The organism is Brevundimonas sp. NPDC007368 (assembly GCF_042869015.1).
In the GTDB taxonomy this organism is placed as follows: Bacteria; Pseudomonadota; Alphaproteobacteria; order Caulobacterales; family Caulobacteraceae; genus Brevundimonas.
The window spans coordinates 515,469-533,259 of the sequence record NZ_JBIAFA010000002.1; the positions used below are offsets into that span (position 1 = coordinate 515,469).

11 protein-coding genes and 2 tRNA genes are annotated in these 17,791 nt (G+C 65.9%); 7 read left to right on the forward strand and 6 right to left on the reverse strand.

Features of this window, described 5'->3' with window-relative positions; all coding sequences use genetic code 11:
* Nucleotides 1–59: 59 nt before the first annotated feature.
* Nucleotides 60–860, reverse strand: a complete 801-nt coding sequence (locus ACFYLW_RS06185) for a serine protease (RefSeq protein ID WP_312061956.1) — start codon at nt 858–860, stop codon at nt 60–62.
* Nucleotides 861–926: 66 nt separating this feature from the next.
* Between ACFYLW_RS06185 and ACFYLW_RS06190 the strand changes: the two genes are divergently transcribed.
* The 4 genes from ACFYLW_RS06190 to ACFYLW_RS06205 all read left to right on the forward strand — a co-directional run bounded on the left by ACFYLW_RS06190 (nt 927) and on the right by ACFYLW_RS06205 (nt 4,115).
* Nucleotides 927–3,149 carry a S9 family peptidase gene (locus ACFYLW_RS06190; protein ID WP_312061954.1) on the forward strand — a complete coding sequence of 741 codons (2,223 nt, stop codon included), beginning with the start codon at nt 927–929 and terminating at the stop codon, nt 3,147–3,149.
* A complete protein-coding gene (locus tag ACFYLW_RS06195; protein WP_312061953.1) occupies nt 3,146–3,688 on the forward strand; it encodes an N-acetyltransferase family protein in 543 nt (180 codons plus the stop codon). Before ACFYLW_RS06190 ends, ACFYLW_RS06195 begins: the two co-directional genes overlap by 4 nt.
* Before the next feature lie 99 nt (nt 3,689–3,787).
* Nucleotides 3,788–3,864 (forward strand) — tRNA-Asp (locus ACFYLW_RS06200).
* 174 nt (nt 3,865–4,038) lie between these two features.
* Nucleotides 4,039–4,115 (forward strand) — tRNA-Asp (locus tag ACFYLW_RS06205).
* A 108-nt stretch (nt 4,116–4,223) separates the two neighbouring features.
* Here ACFYLW_RS06205 and ACFYLW_RS06210 read toward each other — a convergent pair.
* The gene (locus ACFYLW_RS06210) at nt 4,224–5,474 is read right to left on the reverse strand and encodes a glycosyltransferase (RefSeq protein WP_312061952.1); all 1,251 of its coding nucleotides are present in this window, start codon (nt 5,472–5,474) and stop codon (nt 4,224–4,226) included.
* 304 nt (nt 5,475–5,778) lie between these two features.
* On the opposite strand from ACFYLW_RS06210, the gene ACFYLW_RS06215 reads away from it, so the two are divergent.
* Nucleotides 5,779–9,069, forward strand: a complete 3,291-nt coding sequence (locus tag ACFYLW_RS06215) for an autotransporter domain-containing protein (protein ID WP_312061951.1) — start codon at nt 5,779–5,781, stop codon at nt 9,067–9,069.
* 327 nt (nt 9,070–9,396) lie between these two features.
* Here the strand turns inward: ACFYLW_RS06215 and ACFYLW_RS06220 are convergent, their stop codons facing one another.
* The 4 genes from ACFYLW_RS06220 to ACFYLW_RS06235 all read right to left on the reverse strand — a co-directional run bounded on the left by ACFYLW_RS06220 (nt 9,397) and on the right by ACFYLW_RS06235 (nt 16,529).
* Nucleotides 9,397–11,079 carry an alkaline phosphatase D family protein gene (locus ACFYLW_RS06220; protein WP_313472007.1) on the reverse strand — a complete coding sequence of 561 codons (1,683 nt, stop codon included), beginning with the start codon at nt 11,077–11,079 and terminating at the stop codon, nt 9,397–9,399.
* An 11-nt stretch (nt 11,080–11,090) separates the two neighbouring features.
* Nucleotides 11,091–13,613, reverse strand: a complete 2,523-nt coding sequence (locus tag ACFYLW_RS06225; protein WP_312061949.1) for a TonB-dependent receptor domain-containing protein — start codon at nt 13,611–13,613, stop codon at nt 11,091–11,093.
* A gap of 229 nt (nt 13,614–13,842) precedes the next feature.
* Complete coding sequence (locus ACFYLW_RS06230) at nt 13,843–15,288, reverse strand: UdgX family uracil-DNA binding protein (protein WP_312061947.1); 1,446 nt, start codon at nt 15,286–15,288, stop codon at nt 13,843–13,845.
* Nucleotides 15,288–16,529, reverse strand: coding sequence for a putative DNA modification/repair radical SAM protein (locus ACFYLW_RS06235; RefSeq protein WP_312061946.1), 1,242 nt, complete (start codon nt 16,527–16,529; stop codon nt 15,288–15,290). Before ACFYLW_RS06235 ends, ACFYLW_RS06230 begins: the two co-directional genes overlap by 1 nt.
* A gap of 267 nt (nt 16,530–16,796) precedes the next feature.
* Here ACFYLW_RS06235 and ACFYLW_RS06240 point away from each other — a divergent pair, with 267 nt between their 5' ends.
* The gene (locus ACFYLW_RS06240; RefSeq protein WP_292082875.1) at nt 16,797–17,009 is read left to right on the forward strand and encodes a ParD-like family protein; all 213 of its coding nucleotides are present in this window, start codon (nt 16,797–16,799) and stop codon (nt 17,007–17,009) included.
* A complete protein-coding gene (gene map, locus ACFYLW_RS06245) occupies nt 17,006–17,776 on the forward strand; it encodes a type I methionyl aminopeptidase (RefSeq protein WP_312061945.1) in 771 nt (256 codons plus the stop codon). Before ACFYLW_RS06240 ends, map begins: the two co-directional genes overlap by 4 nt.
* The last annotated feature ends 15 nt before the right edge of the window (nt 17,777–17,791 follow it).

The window sequence follows — 17,791 nt, forward strand, 5'->3', positions numbered from 1 at the left end:
CGCCTATCCGGGGCCGCTGGAAGCGCCGGTGCCTGAAGCGGTCCCGGCTTTCCGCTGCGCTACGGCGCGACAGGCGCATCCAGCAGCGCGATCGCCTCGCGCACGTATTGGGCATGAGCGACGACGCCCAGTTCCAGGCCCTCGCCGCCGCCCTGAACCTCCTGCACCAGCACCCCGGCGATATAGGGATGGTCGGGCGTCGGCGAGCCGGGCAGGCGATCGACCGCGGGGGTCCAGAAGACCGGCCCGCCCGAGTTGCCTTGCGACACCGCGAAATCCAGCAGGAAGATCGGGAAGTGCCGAATCGGCGTCAGCGGCCAGGAACTGATCCGGCCCAGGCGCAGGATCGGGAAGCCCGCCTTGTTCGCCGACAGGCCGTGCGGATAGCCGAGCGCCATCAACTCGTCCCCCGGCCCGACGCGCCAACGGTCGAAAGTCGTGTCGTCCGCCAGCCAGCCCATCGGGATGGCGGCGCGGGCGAAGGCGTCGGGGGCGGTGATCTCCATGACCGCCACGTCACGCTCGGGGTGCTGGGTCCACAACGGCGTTCCGTCGGAGTCGCGGATCGTCAGGTTCGCCGGCGAGAACTTCCAGGCGCCGTCCGCCTCGGCGGTGCGCCAGCCGACGCGCGCCTCGCCGTTCGGCATCACGTTGAAGACATGCGCCGCCGTCACCAAAACGACCCGAGGCGTGCCGTCAGACCGAGGCGCGGAAATCAGGAAGCCGGTGCCGACCTTGCGCGAACTTTCGTTCAGCGGCTGATCCAATTGCACCGTAGCGTTGATCATGCCGACGGTCAGGTCCCACGGGACGGGAGCGACGGCTGCGGGCGGTGCGGGCGGAACGTCCTGAGTGATCATTCCGCCATTTGACGCGGCCGGTTCACAGGCACAAGGTCCGCCCGAACCTTAGGGGGAGCCCGCTTCATGAATCGCCGCGAACTGATCGCCTCGACCGCCGCCGTCGGCCTCGCCGCCGCCTCCCCTGCACTCGCCCGTTCGACTACCGGAGCTTCGATGTCCCTGCCCCAACCCCCCGTCGCCAAAAAGGTCCCCGTCCGTATCGAGCAACTGGGTCGCGTCCGCACCGACGACTATCAGTGGATGAAGGACGACAACTGGCAGGCCGTGCTGCGCGACCCGTCGCTGATCAAGGCCGACGTCAAGGAGCACCTGACCGCCGAGAACGCCTATCGCGAGGCCATGATGGCCTCGACCCTGCCGCTGCAGGCCGCGATGTTCGAAGAGATGAAGGGCCGCATCAAGGAGGACGACAGCTCCGTCCCCGCCGCCGACGGCGCCTGGGAATACTACACCGAATACCGGACCGGCGAGCAGCACCCGCGCTATATGCGGGTCGAACGCCAGGGGACCTGGATGGTCGATGGCCAGCCCGTGACCAAGAACTTCATCAAGGCCCCGACGCCTCAGCTCCTGCTGGACTGCAACGCCCTGGCTGAAGGCAAGGCCTACTCGGAAGTCTCGGCTGTCGAGCACAGCCCCGACCACGCCCTGTTCGCCTATGCCGAGGACGCGCAAGGCTCCGAGGTCTTCAAGATCTACGTCAAGGACCTGGCGACCGGCGAGGTCCTGCCCAACCCCATCGAATCGGCGACCGAAAACTTCACCTTCTCACCGGACAGCCAGTGGATCTTCTGGACCAACCGCGACGACAACGGACGACCGGACAAGATCTTCCGTCGCCCCGCGCGCGGCGGCGAGACCACCCTGGTCTATGAGGAAACCGACGACGGCATGTTCCAGAGCGTCGGCCGCACCTCCGACGACGCCTTCATCGTCATCGGCATCGGCAATCAGGAAACCTCGGAAGGCCGCATCATTCCGGGCGCGACTCCGACGGCGACGCCCGTGGTGGTCGAGCCGCGCCATACCGGCCGCCTCTACGATCTGGACCACTGGGGCGACCGCTGGGTGATCCGCACCAACGCCGACGACGCCATCGACTTCAAGGTGGTCGAGGCCCCGACCGCGACGCCGGCCAAGGCGAACTGGAAGGACCTGATTCCGCACACGCCGGGCCGCTTCATCGAAGGCGTCGCTCTGGTGAAGGACTATCTGGGCCGTCAGGAACGCGCCGACGCCAATACGAAGATTGTCATTCGCGATCGCGCCGGCGCCGAGCATGAAATCGCCGTGGACGAGCCCGCCTACGCCCTGTCGCTGGGCGGGGCGTCGGAGTTCGACACCACGGTCATGCGCTACGGCTACAACTCGCCGTCCACGCCGACCTCGACCTATGACTACGACCTGAAGACGCGCGAACGGACCCTGCGCAAGGTTCAGGAAGTGCCGTCGGGCCACAACCCGGCCGACTATGTGGTCGAGCGGCTGAACGCCCCGGCCTCCGACGGTGAATTGGTTCCGGTGACGGTGCTGCGCCGAAAGGACACGCCGGTCGACGGAACGGCGCCCCTGCTGCTCTACGGCTACGGCTCCTACGGCATCCCCATGGCGGCCAGCTTCTCGACGAACCGGCTGTCGTTGGTGGATCGTGGGTTCATCTACGCCATCGCCCATATCCGCGGCGGGTCGGACAAGGGCTGGAACTGGTTCCTGACGGCCCGACGCTTCACCAAGAAGAACACCTTCACCGATTTTATCGCCGCCGCCGACCACCTGATCGCGCGGAACTACACCAAGGCCGGAAACATCGTGGCCGAGGGTCGCTCGGCGGGCGGCCTGCTGATAGGGGCCGTGACCAACATGCGGCCCGAGTTGTGGGCGGGCGTGATCGGCGGCGTGCCCTTCGTCGATGTCATCAACACCATGAGCGACACCAGCCTGCCGCTGACGCCGCCGGAATGGCCCGAATGGGGCAACCCGATCGAGGACGCCGCAGCTTACGATTACATGCTCAGCTACAGCCCCTACGACCAGATCGAGGCCAAGCCCTATCCGGCCTTGCTGGCGACCGGCGGCCTGTCCGACCCGCGCGTGACCTACTGGGAGCCCGAGAAATGGGTGGCCAAGCTGCGTCCGGCCTCGACCTCGGGCAAGCCGGTGCTGCTGAAGATCAACATGGAGGCGGGCCACTTCGCCTCGTCGGGCCGCTTCGACTATCTCAAGGACATCGCCCACGACTACGCCTTCGCCGTCTGGGCCGTCGAAAAGGGCTGGGAAAAGGCGTGATCATCCGGCCTTTCACGGAAGCCGATCTGGCGGCCGTCACGGCCATCTACGCCGACAGCGTGCTGAAGGGCACGGGGACGTTCGAGCTGGACGTCCCCTCGGAGGAGGACATGCGAGCGCGCCTGGCCGCGCCCGCTTCGCTCGGCCTGCCGGTGCTGACCGCCGAAATCGACGGTCAGGTCGCGGGCTACGCCTACGCCGGGCCCTACCGCCTGCGCGCCGCCTATCGCTTCCTGGTCGAGGACTCGATCTATGTGGCCGAGGCGTTTCGCGGGCGGGGCGTCGGCAAGGCCTTGCTCGACGCCCTGCTGAGCACCTGCACGGCCCTGGGGATGCGTCAGATGGTGGCGGTGATCGGCGACAGCGCCAACGCCGGCTCCATCGCCCTGCACGCCGCAGCCGGCTTTGAGCACGTCGGCGTGTTCCACGCCGCCGGATGGAAGTTCGACGCCTGGCGTGACGTGGTCTTCATGCAGAAGGCGCTGGGCCGGGGTGCTGAGGCCGCACCGGATGCCGCGGGGCTGGATTGCGGCCGCTAACAGCTGAATTCTCAGCCCAATTCGACGACATCCTCACATTGCGCTTGACCGGATCATGAGTCGCCCTTATCCCGCCTTTCTCCTCCTCGCGGAGGAAACGCGGGTGTAGCTCAGTTGGTTAGAGTGCCGGCCTGTCACGCCGGAGGTCGCGGGTTCGAGCCCCGTCACTCGCGCCATTCCTTTCAGCGAAGGGAATGGCGCACACCGCTCCCCAGATACCTTCCTATTCTGTTTAATCGCCAAGCTTGCTCGGGTTGTCTGCGCGCGCTTTTTCCTCATGTCGTGCGCTCCTCGCTTGACCGGAACGTGAGTCGCCCTTATTCGCCCCTACTCCTCCTCGCGGAGGAAACGCGGGTGTAGCTCAGTTGGTTAGAGTGCCGGCCTGTCACGCCGGAGGTCGCGGGTTCGAGCCCCGTCACTCGCGCCATTCCTTTCAGCGAAGGGAATGGCGCACACCGCCCTCTGCCGGGCCTCGTCTCTTCAATCGAAATACAAGCGCCCTGCTCATCGCAGGTTTCGTGCTGTCGCTGCGGCGCTAATTCAGCGGCGCGACCTCTTGCGGCAAGACGAACTCCGACCGACCGCTCAGTTCGCCGTAGAGCATCGACAGATCTTCAAAGACGCGGTTCCAGGCGAACTGCTCGACAGTCTTGACCCGCGCCGCATGGCCGAGGGCCTCTACGTCCCGCGCGAACAGAGCCTCGATGGCCTCGGCATAGTCAGCGGGATCTGCCGAACGCGCCAATTGCCCCACGCTCATATCCACCGTCTCAGCCACGCCGCCGGCGTTGACGCCGACGACGGGGCGTCCGCAGGCCATGGCCTCAAGCACGATCAGACCGAAAGGCTCCTTGTCATTGGCGTGAACGAAAGCGTCGCAGCTGGCGATGATCCGCGCCACAGCCTTAGGGTCCTTCTCATAGGGTAGAGAAATCACCCGGTCCTCAGGCGGCATGCCGGCGCCGGCGCCCACCAGCACTAGGTGATAGGGCGCGCCCAGGCGCTGGACTGCGTCGATCAGGACATCAACGTTTTTTTCCTTGGCGGGACGCCCAGCGAAGCACAACAGGCGAGCGTCTGCGCCCAGACCCAATTTCTTCAACAGCCAGTCGCGATCGCGACGATCAGGCCGGAAAGTGTCGATCTCGACCCCCAGAGGCCGAATCACAATGCCCCCGACTCCCGCCTCCTCCAGCCGTCGCGCGATGAAGCGGCTAGGCGATACGACTCGATCGAACTGCGAAAACAGCTTGGCCCAGCGTTTCTCGACCGGCTTCTTCGCCCACTCGCCGAAGTGCAGCGCGGCGAGTCCGGCAGGATCGGAATGGCAGAAGCCGACAACCGGGCAACCGGCGCGTTGCCCGGCCTCGAGCGCGCCCTGCCCCGGCGTGTAAGGGTCGCCCGCTTCGATCACCGCAGGATTCATGGACGCCACCCAGGCTCCCCAGCGACGCACGGAACTGGGCCAGCGATATCCATCCCCAAAAGGCAGCTTCGCCGCATGCAGTTGAACGATTCCGTCTGCGCCGGCGCGATGCTTGGCGCCAGGCACGACCAAAGTGTGCGCCACCGACGGCCGATTTGCCTCTAGCCAGGCCTTCTTTGACAACAGATATCGCTTCACTCCCCCTGAACGGGGCGCAAACAGCATGGTGGTGTCCACAAGACGGGGCCGAGGATCCGACGTCGACGCCTTCAAGACGCGCAGCGTCTCAGCGACTTCTTCGTCCAGGCCAGGGAACAGGCGTAGTTCGCTTTCCTGAACATCGATGTCGGTCACGCTCATGGAGGCGACCTTTCCGGAACTCAACGCCGCAACGCGACCGGTTCTGCTTTGGATGCGACGCGCGCGTTTGGAACTCACCATGAATCGGCCCTAGCGCCGGAAACTGCTCCGCTCAAGCATCCATTTCAGCCAGCCTGTCCGCGCGGCCATGAAACGTGAATTTTCATCCCCCGTTCAGCTTGGGCGCTCTACCCATGGCCTTGCATTCGCCTCAAATTCGAGAAACTTGGGGCATGGTGTCGTCGAGCCTGTTAAACGGGCGTTCGGCGTCCTTGCGCGTGTGTCCTCGAGGGGTTTCTAACTAATGCGTATTCTACTCGCGACCGCAGTGGCGATCGCCCCCCTGATGGTTGCTGCCGGCGCCCACGCCGAGGAAGTGATCTCGACCGCACGCACCACGCCGATCACGACCTCCAAGGCGACGGCGGCCGGAACGCCCGACAGCATTCGCTTGGCCAGCGGCGGTTCGATCGCGGTCACCAGCGGCGCAGCCGTGACCATTGATTCGAGCCACGGCGTCGATCTGGACAGCGGCTCGTCGATCACGATGGCCAAGGCCGCGGACGGCGCAACCGGCATCCTGGCCCAGGGCGGTACGACCGGTCCGATCACCATCGGCGGCTCAATCTCGATTTCGGACGACATCGACGAATACAAGGACACCGATAAGGACGGCGACCCGGACGGTCCTTTCGCCTCAGGCAACAACCGCTATGGCCTGCGTGTTACGGGCCCCGCTCCCAAGACCGGAGACATTCTGGTCGAGACCTCGGGCTCTATCCTCGTCGAAGGCAACAACTCGTACGGCGTTTCCATCGAAGCGCCGCTGATCGGCAATCTCACCAACTTCGGCACCATCTCGGTCACCGGCGACAATACGCGCGGCGTCAGCGTGACGGGGCCCGTCACCGGCAATGTGAACATCCTGGGCTCCGTGACAGCCCGTGGCGAGAACGCCGTCGGCGTGGCCGTTGACGGCCCCGTCGATGGACGTCTCAACATTCAAGGGACCGTAACCTCCACCGGCTACCGTTACACCACGCGCCCCCAGAGCAAGCCCACGACCGGTACGGTGCCGGCTGAAGTCCTGTTCCTCGAGAACCTCGACGCCGACGACCTTCTGCAGGGCGGACCGGCCGTCAGCATATCGGCCAGCGCCACTAAGGGCGTCCTCTTCGACGTGGGCCCCAGCTATGGCGCCGCCGGCATCGAGGGCGACGATGACGGCGACGGCGTGAAGAACGGCGATGAGGACGACGACGGCGACGGCGTTAAGAACCGCGAGGACACGGATCGCGACGGCGACGGCTTGCTCGACGCCAACGAGGGCGCCGCCAAGATCACGTCGTACGGCGCCGCACCGGCTGTCGTTGTGGGATCCGCGAACAATGCAGTGACGCTCGGCGTGGCCGGGACCGGCAACAACGCCTACGGCTTCGTCAATCGCGGCGAGATCTTCGGCATCGGCGTCTATGACGACGTCGCCGCCACGGCGGTCCAGTTCGGCGTCGCGGGCGGTCAGACGGTCTCCATTGAGGGCGGCGTTCGTAACGAAGGCTCGATCGCGGTTCTGGCGAACGAGGCTGACGCCACCGCCATCCGTTTCGCCGCCGGCGCGACGACGCCGACCATGGTCAACACCGGCACCATCAGCGCGGCCTCCGCCACTACGAACGCGGATCAGGTCACCGCCATCAAGATTGAAGCCGGCGCCAACGTCACCTCACTCAACAATGACGGCACGATCGCGGCCACGGCAGGCGGCGGCAAGGCCAATACGACCGCAATCGCGGATCTCAGCGGCAGCCTGACCTCCATCACCAACACCCGGTCCATCCAGGCCAATGTTTCGGCTAACGCCGACGGCAGCCCCATCACCGGCAAGGCGACGGCCATTGACGTCAGCGCCAACACTTCGGGCGTCACCTTCACCCAGAAAGGCATTGCTGGAACCGCCACGACCTCCGATCCCGACACCGACGGCGACGGCGTGACGGATTCGCGAGAGCCCACCACCTTCGGCGACATCAAGCTTGGCTCAGGCGCAGATCTCCTGGACATCCAGAATGGCCTGGTTCAGGGCGATATCTCGTTCGGCGCCGGGGCTGACCGCCTGTCGATCTCCGGCGGAGCTATCGTCCGCGGAGCCATCACCAACTCCGACGGGCAACTGGATATCGACATTTCCAAGGGCACGCTCGACGCTCGTCAGAGCGGCGTGACGACCATCAGCAACCTGAATATCGGCGCCGACGGCGACCTGATCGTCGCCCTTGATCCCGCCAATGGCGCAAGCAGCGGCTTCAAGGTTGATGGCGTCGCCAATATCGCCAACGGCGCGGGGCTGGGCGTTCGCTTCAACTCCCTGCTTCAAGATCCGACGCGTTTCACCATCATCGACGCCAACACGCTGAATGTTGGAACCATTGACGGCGATGCGGTGCAGGCCAACTCGCCCTACGCCTTCGTGGTCAAGGCCGGTGCTGACCTGGCGGCCGGCGACATCTATATCGATGCGCGTCGCCGCACAGCGGAAGAAGCTGGCATGATCGACGTCGAGGCTGCGGCCTATGACTCGATCTATGGCGCGCTGGGCCAGAACGAAGCGATTCGCAACGCCATCCTGAACCAGACGGGCCGGGACGGCTTCTTCGACATCTATGAGCAGATGCTGCCCGATCACTCCGGCGGCCCCCTGCTCTCCCTGGCCAGCGGCGTCGATGCCGTCACCCGCGCCCTGACCGGCCGCAACGCTTCGGCTGCGCCGGGCGAGACCAGCGCCTGGGTCCAGGAAATCAACTTCTACGCCGACAAGGACAAGACCGACTCCTACGGCTTCCGTTCGGAAGGCTTCGGCGTCGCCGGCGGCGTCGAGCGCGGCACCAATATGGGCGCGATCGGCCTCACGGCAGCTTTCACGTCTTCCGACCTGGAAGATCCTGAAGCGGCGGCGGAAGAGGTCCTGTCGGCCAACCTGCTCGAGCTGGGCCTCTATTGGCGCGCTCAAGGTCAGTACTGGACAACCTGGGCGCGTGCAGCGGGCGGCTACGCCTCGTTCAACGCGACCCGCAAGCTGGTCGCCGACGGCATCAACCTGAAGAACGAGTCCGACTGGCACGGCTTCACTCTGGCCGCTGCGGGCGGGGCCTCGTATGAACGCAACTTCGGTCGGCTGAACATCCGCCCCGAAATCTACGGCGAGTACTTCTCGCTGAGCGAAGACGCTCGCACTGAAAAGGGCGGTGGCGACGGCTTCGACCTCGAGATTGACGAACGCGACGGCCATATGTTCTCTGGCGTCGCCGCCGTGAACATTGGGTACGGCTTCGGCAAGGACGGCTGGATCCGCCCCGAAATCCGGGCTGGCTGGCGTCAGAACTTCTCGGTCGATGCAGGCTCGACCATCGCCCGCTTCGCCTCCGGCGGCGACGCCTTCACGCTCGACCCCGCCAGCATCGAGGGCGGCGGCCCCTTCCTGGGCTTCCGCCTCAACGTCGGCAACGATTTGGGCATGCTCTCCATCACCGGCGACGCCGAACTGCTCGAAGACTACGTCCGCTACACCCTGCTGCTGCGAGCCAGCTTCAAGTTCTGATCGGCTCCCGATCACGGACTGCAAAAAGGCCGCCGGGCGAACCCGGCGGCCTTTTTCGTGATGCGACAGCGACGCGGTTCGATCAGCCGCGCTGACGGAGCCATGCCATGAAGAGGTTCAAAAAGACTCCGCCCGACGCCATCCGAACGCGACGAGCGTGGCGGCCCTTCCCGCGATAGACCTCAAAGCCGGCTCGACCGATCGACATGCAAGCCTCCTGACGCATGATTCCGCGCGCCATTGTGCCCCAAGGGGCCTCGGAAGACACCAGCTCATCGTCAAGGACTGGAGCGAGCCTCCGTCCCCTGCGCGCTTCCGCCGGGCGCCCTACGTCGAAGCGGCCGTCTCTTCGGCGAGCCGGCCATCCAGCCCCAGACTGAAGCGCTTCAGTTGAACGACATCGAACGGCTTGGCCAAGATGGTCGAGACCCGCATCAAGGCCGCCTCCGCCCTGTCCGCCGTCAAGGTCATGACAATGAAGCCTTTGGCCGACTGGTCGCAGAAGACGACCTCGTCGTTAGCCTGCATGAGCGCCGCCCCTAGCGGGAAGCCGCCGATGGCGTCGCCGATCGAGGGGCTGGAGACAGCGCTGGTTCCGAATTCGATCGCGCGACGGGCGCCGCTCGCATCCTTCAGCTCATTGACCCAGAAGGCGTGGCTGTCGCCTGCCAGGACGATGGGCTGGACCCCCGCCTCGGCAAAGGCGGCGTAGAGGCGCTCGCGTCCCGCCGGATAGCCGTCCCAGGCGTCCAGATTGAACGGCAGCCCCATCTTGAACAGGAAAAGGGCTTGCTCGAACTGCTCGCGGAAGGCCTCGGGCACGCGCGCCATCAGGCCCTCGATCTGATCCGGCGTCATGGTGCGCGATACGTCGGGGCCGGCCACGCGGGCGGTCACGACCTGGTTGCCGAGCACCTGCCACGGACGGCCGGCCGCCTTGGACGCCGCCAGTTCGCGCGTCAGCCAGGCGCGTTGCTCCGGGCCCATCAGATCACGCTCCGGGTCATTGAGCCTGGCTCGGAAAGCATCGAGGTCCAGCACGGCTTCGCCGTCAGGGCCCTCCTTGGCGGTCAGATCCTTGCTGTAATCCAGGGCCTCGGTTCGACCCGTCAGCCGCGTCTCAACCATCATCAGGCTGGCCACATCACCGAAGTGGAAGCTGCGATAGATGGCCTCCTTCAGCGCCCCCGGCGCCGCTTCGCGGATCGGCATCCACTCATAGTAGGCCTTGAGCGCCGCCGCCTTGCGAACCGCGAAGTCGCCTTCGGTCTCAGGCTGGTGATTCTCGGCGCCGTGCAGCCAGGCGTCATTGGCTGTCTCATGGTCATCCCAGACGCAGATGAAGGGGACGCGTGCGTGGGCGGCCTGCAGGTCGGCGTCGGTCTTGTACTGGGCGTGACGGCTCCGATAGTCGGCCAGGGTCACAATCTCGTGGCGCGGCTCTGGGATGCGGTTCAGCGCGGCGCCCGTGACCATGCCATAGGCGTCGGCCTCGGACCCATATTCGTAGATGTAGTCGCCCAGATGGACCACGGCGTCCAGCCACGGCAGGGCGGCGATGGCTTCATAGGCGTTGAACAGGCCGCCCGGATAGAGCTGGCACGACACGACCGCCAGATTGACCGGCGTCACGCCCTCGGCCGCCAGGGTGCGGGTGCGGCCGATCGGCGAACGCGTTTCGCCGACGGCGAAATCATAGCGATAGTCCCGGCCGGGACGCAGACCCGCGGCATCGATCTTGACCGTGTAGTCGCGCTCAGGACCGGTCTCGAACCGGCCTGAAGCCGCTACGGCTTCACCATCCAGAACGCGCCAAGTCACGGAGATCGGGCCGTTGAAGCCCTCCCCCGGCGTCACGCGCGTCCACAGGATCACCCGGTCCGTCCCGGGATCGCCTGAGGCGACGCCGTGAGCGAAAGCGACCGAATCCGCCTCCGCCATTGCGGGCGTCGCGCCGATGGCCGCTCCAGCCCCGAACAGGCCCAGAAGGCCGCGACGGTTCATGGTCATGCGCCTGGCCCTCAGTAGCGAACGGTGAAGCCCACGCCGTAGCTGGCGGGGCGTCCGGCGATGAAGGTCGGCAGGCCGAGCGCATCGCCCGTATTGCCCGCGTCCTTGATGTATTCCTCGTCCAGCAGGTTCTCGCCGAAGGCCTCGACGCCCCAGTTTCCGGACGCCGAGGCGTAGCGGACCCGCAGGTTCAGCAAGCCATAGCTGTCCTGATATTCGTCCTGGACCAGGTCGGCGACGAAGTTCTGGGTCTGCAAGGCCGGGATGTCGTTGTTGTCGTCGAAGAAGACCTTGGACTGCCAGGTCCAGGTCGGCTGGACCTCGACCACGCCGCCCGCGACCGGCAGACGCCAGATCGCGCCGATCGAGGCCATGTTGTCCGGCGACAGGCGGAAATGGTTGCCGTCATAGAGGCCCGCTTCAAAGCGCGAGTGGTTGTAGCCGTAGGTGCCGAACAGATCGACGTTCTCGGCGGCGGCCCAGAAGACCTGCCCCTCGAAGCCATAGGCGCTGGCCTCGCCCGCATTGGTGGTGATGAAGCGGGTGCCTTCCTGGACCGTGGTCTGGAAGTTGTCATAGGCGTAGTGGAAGACCGCGCCGTCCAGACGCAGGCGACCGTCCATCAGCGCCGCCTTGGCGCCGATTTCGAAGCTGTCGACCGTCTCAGCCTCGATGACCTTGAAGGTCGGCGCGCCCAGCGGAGCGGAAGGGCCGCTGACGCTCAGAACCTCAGGGCGACGGCCCCGCGCGTAGTTGGCGTAGAGGCTGGCCTCGTCCGACAGGGCGTAACGGGCGGTCAGACGCCAGGTGAAGCCGTCGTCATCATGGTCGCCGTAGACGAAGTCGCCGTTGTTGGCGGTCGGCTGGGCCGTCAGGCCAAAGAGCGGCAGGGCCGAGGCCGGCAGGTTGACTGCATTGGGATTGGCCAGACCGCCCAGCAGGGCCGGAACCTGGGCTGCCGGGACCGCGCCCTGCAGCACCGCCAGCAGACCGCCGGCGATGGACCGGCCGTTGGCGACCGAGCTGGCGTAGCCCGTGGTCTTGTCATCGCGGGTGTAGCGAACCCCGCCCGCGAACTCGAGCCGGTCCGTGGCCTTGAACGTCAGATCAGCGAACAGGTCCCAGGAGGTCAGATCGGCGCTGTTGATCGGGATCTCGATGTGCGCCGACTTCAGGTTCGCCGCGATCGGCGCGGCCAGGGCCCCGGCGCCCAGGGGCGTCAGCGTCGCCTGCAGGAACTGGCGCGCCACGGTCGGATAGGCCGAAACAGGCAGGGTGTTGCGGCCCACCGCCGTCGGTGATCCGTCCAGCAGTCCGGCCAGTTGGGCCAGGGCGATGCGCTCGTCGAACTGGGTCGGCGTGCGCTGATAACCCTCCTCGCGGAACCAGCCGGCGCCGACGAAGCCCGACAGGCGCCCGCCATTGTCCCAGTTCAGTCGGAACTCCTGGCTCCATTGCTCGCCATAGGCCTCCTCCGCCGCCGTCAGCAGCGGCAGCGACAAACCGTCAGCGTCGAAGGTCTCGTAGGAGTCGAACTGGCGATAGGCCGTGGTCGAGTTCAGCGACAGCGACGGCGTCAGCGTCCACTTCACCAGACCCGTCACGCCCCACACCTTGCGGTCCAGGCCCAGGCTCTTTCCGCCGTCGAAGGCGGCGCCCGGCGTCAGTGCCGCGCCGTCCCACGGCGCCCGCCCGCCCAGAACAGCGCCCGTCGTCGGGTCGGCCGGATCATAGGCGATGGACTTGAACGAGGTGCCGGTGGCGGCGTCGGTCTGATAGTTGGCGATCAGGTCGGCGCGCAGCGTGTCCGTCGGCTCCCAGGCACCCGACAGGCGGAAGGCCTTGGTTTCGATGCCGTTGTAGTCTTCCCCGCCCAGCAGGTTCTCGACCGAACCGTCGCGGGTCTTCATCCGCGTGGCCAGACGCAGGGCCGCATCCTCGCCTACCGGCGCGTTCACGAAACCCTCGACCGAGCGGTAGCCGTAGTCGCCGATCTCGGCGCGCATCTCGGCGTCGAACTGCCCCGGACGGGCGCGGTTCTGCACCAGATTGACCGCCCCGATCAAGGCGCCGCGACCATAGAGGGTCGATTGCGGTCCCTTGGCGATCTCGACCCGCTCCAGATCGAACAACTCGACATAGGAACCGCGCGACTTGGAGATCGACACCCCGTCCTGGAACACCGAAACGCGCGGCTCGGCCGTGGCCGCGCCCGAGTCCGAGGTGATGCCCCGCATGACGAAGCCCGGATTGTTCGGCGACTGGTTCTGCACCAGGAAACCGGGCACGAAGGCCGACAGCTGTTCGAACTCCTGCACGCCCAGGTTCTCAAGGAACTGGCCGCTATAGGCCGTCAGGGCGAAAGGAACCTCGATCGGGTCCTGAGCACGCAGCTGGGCGGTGACGATGACGTCGTCCACTGTCGAGACATGGTCCTGGGCCACGCTCTGGGCCTGGGCCGCGCCGCCCGCCATCAGACCCAGCATCGCCGCGCCCGTCAGCAGGCCAGCCTTGTTCGCCACGGATTTCAACATCGCATCCCCCTTGAAGGTCCGGGAGGCGTAGTGGGCGTCGGTGTCGCACCCACGACGCCTCCGCAAATCCACAGTGAAGCTGGCGCTTCAAATCAGCGACCAACACTCCGGATGCGAAACAGTTTTAAAGAGACAAGGGAGGCGCCGCTCGTCGACGCCTCCCCTGCCGTCAATGTAGACAAGCGACGCTAGTGGTCACTGCTCGTGGCCCAGCCGAGGTCGGACCGGATCAGGCCAACTCCGCTTCTTTCCAAGCCATCCTGAGGTCTTCGACGAGTGTCGCATAGGCGCGGCGACGCGCTTCAGGATCGGGCGCACGCAAGACAAAGGCGGGATGGAGCGTCAGCAGAACGCGCGCGCCATCCGAGGTTTCAATCACGACGCCCCGCTCCGACAGGATGGAGGGCTTTCGTCCCAGGACCGCCAGGCCCGCGGTCGCGCCCATGGCGAGGATGAGCCGCGGTTTGACGAGTCTTCGTTCCTGATCGAGCCACCAACGGCAGGCCTGGACCTCGCCCGCGCCGGGCGTCTTGTGCAGGCGGCGCTTGCCGCGCGGCTCATGCTTGAAGTGCTTGACCGCATTGGTCAGGTAGACCCCTGCGCGATGGACGCCCGCTTCAGCCAGGGCGGCGTCGAGAACCTGACCTGCTGGCCCGACGAAGGGTTGTCCCGCCAGGTCTTCATGATCGCCGGGCTGCTCGCCCACGATCATCAGACGCGCCTCGCGCGCTCCCTGCCCGCAAACGCCCTGGGTCGCATCCCGCCAGAGGGGGCAGCGACGGCAGTTCTGCACGCCTCGCTCCAGGTCCGCCGGTTCCAAGGCGACAAGCTCATCGGTCGCCGTCCGATCCACGGTCGGCGGGCGAAGGCGCCGGAACTTCTCATTGGGAAGGGGCGAGGGTTCGGAGACCATGACCTCGGTGCGGGTCGCGGCCGAGGCCACCAGTCCGGGAATCAGAGACGCCTCGGGCAGGTTCTTCCAGTACCGCTTCGGCATCTCCGACTGCATCATGCGCGTGCGCAGACGTGCCGGATTAAAGGTCGAGGCATAGTAGGTGCGCCAGAAATCCTCGACCTCGTCGTCCTGCGGCGCCTCCTCCTGTCGTCCCGGAGGGCCAAGGACGAGACCGTCCCCATCCCAGTGAGCGGTCCCGTCCGGCGTGAGAATGGTCCACCGCATCGTGCTGTAGCGTCGCGCGAAGAAGGGGGCGGTCTTCTCCAGAACGCGATGCGCCGGCTCAAACCAGGCGACCCAGCGCTCGCCTTGCGCATCGCTTGTCTCACGAAAACGAACGAAGGCCTTCATCTTGTGGCTGGCGCGGCGCACGTTCTTCACACGCTCGGCCGCTGCGGCGACATCCGGATCAGACGCCACCCGCATCAGATCGGGTTCGTCCCGCAGCCGCCACAGCAAGCGGTACATCAGGTCGAACCGATCCGGCGCGCGATGCAGGATCAGGTCGCCTGCCGTTTCCATGAAGGCTCGAGGAACGACGAAGGCGTCGTCCACGGCTATCGCGCTCGCCTCCCCGTCAGCGTCGAAAAGCCCGCCCTGGAAAGAACCGGCCGTGACAAAGCGGACGCTGGCGGGCTCGACCCCGTCCATGCGCAGCCGGCGAGCGACCGCCTTCCATCCGGCGAAATCCGTCTCGTTCTCCAGCCTGGCGGTGCGCATCAGAACAGGCTCAACTGTTCCGGTGCGCGGCTGGGGGCCAGTCGGGCGCGAAGATCAGCCGCGTCCGTCAATCCTCCGGGTGTCCAGTCCAGGGCGACGATCCAGGGGCGCACCTTGTCTATGGAACGCGTCAGACGCGCCACGTCCTCCAGGCGCAGGGTGCGATAGCGCCGGACAGACAGGATGCGATCCACCGCCTTCACCCCCAGCCCCGGAACGCGCAACAGATCTTCGCGGGCCGCCAGATTGACATCCGTCGGGAAGACGTCGCGCCGCTTCAACGCCCAGGCCAGCTTGGGATCGACCGCCAGATCCAGCATGCCGTCCGACGCCCCCTCCCCGATCTCGGGCGCGGTGAAGCCGTAGAAGCGCATCAGCCAGTCCGCCTGATAGAGGCGATGCTCGCGCATGAGCGGGGGTTTCGACAGCGGCAGGATGCTGGAGCTGTCGGGAATGGGGCTGAAGGCCGAATAATAGACCCGGCGCAGGCGGTAACCGCCATAGAGAGAGGCGCTGCGGTCCAGGATTTCCGTGTCCGGCGCGCCGTCCGCCCCGACGATCAGTTGGGTCGACTGGCCCGCGGGCGCAAAAGCCGGGGGGCGGGCCCGGTCCCTCTTTCCGGGCCTGGCCGCTTCCAGCCTCAGCCTGACCCGCCCCATGGTCTTGCGGATCAGGCGGGCGTCCTTTTCGGGAGCCAACCGCCCCAGGGCCTCGTCGCGCGGCAGCTCGATGTTGGCCGACAGACGGTCGGCGTAGCGCCCCGCCAAAGCCACCAGCCGTTCGTCCGCCTCGGGGATCAGCTTGAGGTGGATATAGCCTCGAAAGTCGTGATCCTCGCGCAGGCGGCGTGCAACCTCGACCAGCTGCTCCATCGTGTAATCCCCCGAGCGAACGACGCCGGACGAGAGGAACAGTCCCTCGATGTAGTTGCGCTTGTAGAAGGCCAGCGTCAGGTCGACCACCTCGTCGACCGTGAACCGCGCCCGCTCGACGTTCGAGGACGACCGATTGATGCAGTAGACGCAATCGTAGATGCAGAAGTTGGTCAGCAGTATCTTCAGCAGGCTGACGCAGCGCCCGTCCGGCGTATAGGCGTGGCAGATGCCCATGCCCTCCGTCGAACCTACGCCCTTGCCCCCGAGGGAGTTGCGCCTGGGGGCGCCGGAGGATGCGCACGAGGCGTCATACTTGGCCGCGTCAGACAGGATGGAGAGCTTTCGTCGAAGTTCGATACGCGCCATTTGTTCATGATACGTTCCTTTCTCGACAAGGTACAGCGTGACCGTAAAGCATGGGTCAGAAGGCCAATGGAGCCGTCTGCCAGAGACGCCGATCCCGGCGACCAAAGCCCTTGTCAGACCCGCGCCGCTCTCACCCTGGGCGACAAGCCCTACCGCGTGTTCGAAGTCTGAAGCGGCCGAGGCCCGCAGGCGGATCACCGCATGCGCTTGCCCTTCAAGACATGTCGATATATGATTCATGTGCGAAACATATATTCAGGATCCCCCATGGGCATCGTCAATATCGAAGACGAACTGCACGAGCAGTTGCGCCGGGCCAGCAAGGCCTCCTGTCGCTCCATCAACGCCCAGGCCGCCTTCTGGATCAGGATCGGCATGCTGGGCGAGTTGAACCCCGGCCTGTCCTTTCAGGAACTGGCCGCGCGCGAACTCAAGGCGGCCGGCGTCTGCGCCGACCTGGCCGGCTCTGCCGTCGCATGACCAAGACCCCTGCCGAGATCGAACTGATGGCCGAGGCCGGACGGCTGCTGGCTTCGGTCTTCACCTATCTGGACGGCCTGACGCTGGCAGGCATGAGCACCCTGCAGATCGATAGCCTGGTCGAGACCTTCATCGTCGATGAACTGAAAGCTCGACCTGCCAGCAAGGGCCAGTACGGCTACGGCTTCGTGCTCAACAGTTCGCGCAACCAGGTCGTCTGCCACGGCGTGCCGTCCGCCGACGAGATCCTGTGCGACGGCGACATTATCAATCTGGACATCACCCTGGAGAAGGACGGCTTCATCGCCGATTCCAGCAAGACCTATCTCATCGGCGAGGTGGCCCGCCCCGCCCGACGCCTGGTCCAGACCACCTATGAGGCCATGTGGAAGGGGATCCGCACCGTCCGTCCCGGCGCCACGCTGGGAGATATCGGCCACGCCATCGAGCGGCACGCGACGAAGAACGGCTATTCCATCGTGCGTGACTTCTGCGGCCACGGCATAGGCCGCGAGATGCACGAAGCGCCCCAGGTCCTGCATTTCGGCAAGCCCGGAACCGGCATGAGGCTGCGCGAAGGCATGGTCTTCACCATCGAGCCCATGCTCAACCAGGGCCGCCGCACCGTGGAGACCCTGGACGACGGATGGACCGTCGTCACCGCCGACGGCAAGCTCTCCGCCCAGTTCGAACACACCGTCGCCGTCACCCGCGACGGCGTCCGGGTCCTGACCCTTCGACCGGACGAAGCGCGGCACGCCGCCTAGATCAGGCGGGCTTTT

Bases quoted from the DNA above. Each gene is read 5' to 3' on its own strand.
- ACFYLW_RS06190 (WP_312061954.1), top strand. From the start codon at position 927: ATGAATCGCCGCGAACTGATCGCCTCGACCGCCGCCGTCGGCCTCGCC.
- ACFYLW_RS06185 (WP_312061956.1), bottom strand. From the start codon at position 860: ATGATCACTCAGGACGTTCCGCCCGCACCGCCCGCAGCCGTCGCTCCC.
- ACFYLW_RS06240 (WP_292082875.1), top strand. From the start codon at position 16,797: ATGGGCATCGTCAATATCGAAGACGAACTGCACGAGCAGTTGCGCCGG.
- ACFYLW_RS06220 (WP_313472007.1), bottom strand. From the start codon at position 11,079: ATGACCATGAACCGTCGCGGCCTTCTGGGCCTGTTCGGGGCTGGAGCG.
- ACFYLW_RS06225 (WP_312061949.1), bottom strand. From the start codon at position 13,613: ATGTTGAAATCCGTGGCGAACAAGGCTGGCCTGCTGACGGGCGCGGCG.
- ACFYLW_RS06215 (WP_312061951.1), top strand. From the start codon at position 5,779: ATGCGTATTCTACTCGCGACCGCAGTGGCGATCGCCCCCCTGATGGTT.
- ACFYLW_RS06230 (WP_312061947.1), bottom strand. From the start codon at position 15,288: ATGCGCACCGCCAGGCTGGAGAACGAGACGGATTTCGCCGGATGGAAG.
- map (WP_312061945.1), top strand. From the start codon at position 17,006: ATGACCAAGACCCCTGCCGAGATCGAACTGATGGCCGAGGCCGGACGG.
- ACFYLW_RS06235 (WP_312061946.1), bottom strand. From the start codon at position 16,529: ATGGCGCGTATCGAACTTCGACGAAAGCTCTCCATCCTGTCTGACGCG.
- ACFYLW_RS06210 (WP_312061952.1), bottom strand. From the start codon at position 5,474: ATGAGCGTGACCGACATCGATGTTCAGGAAAGCGAACTACGCCTGTTC.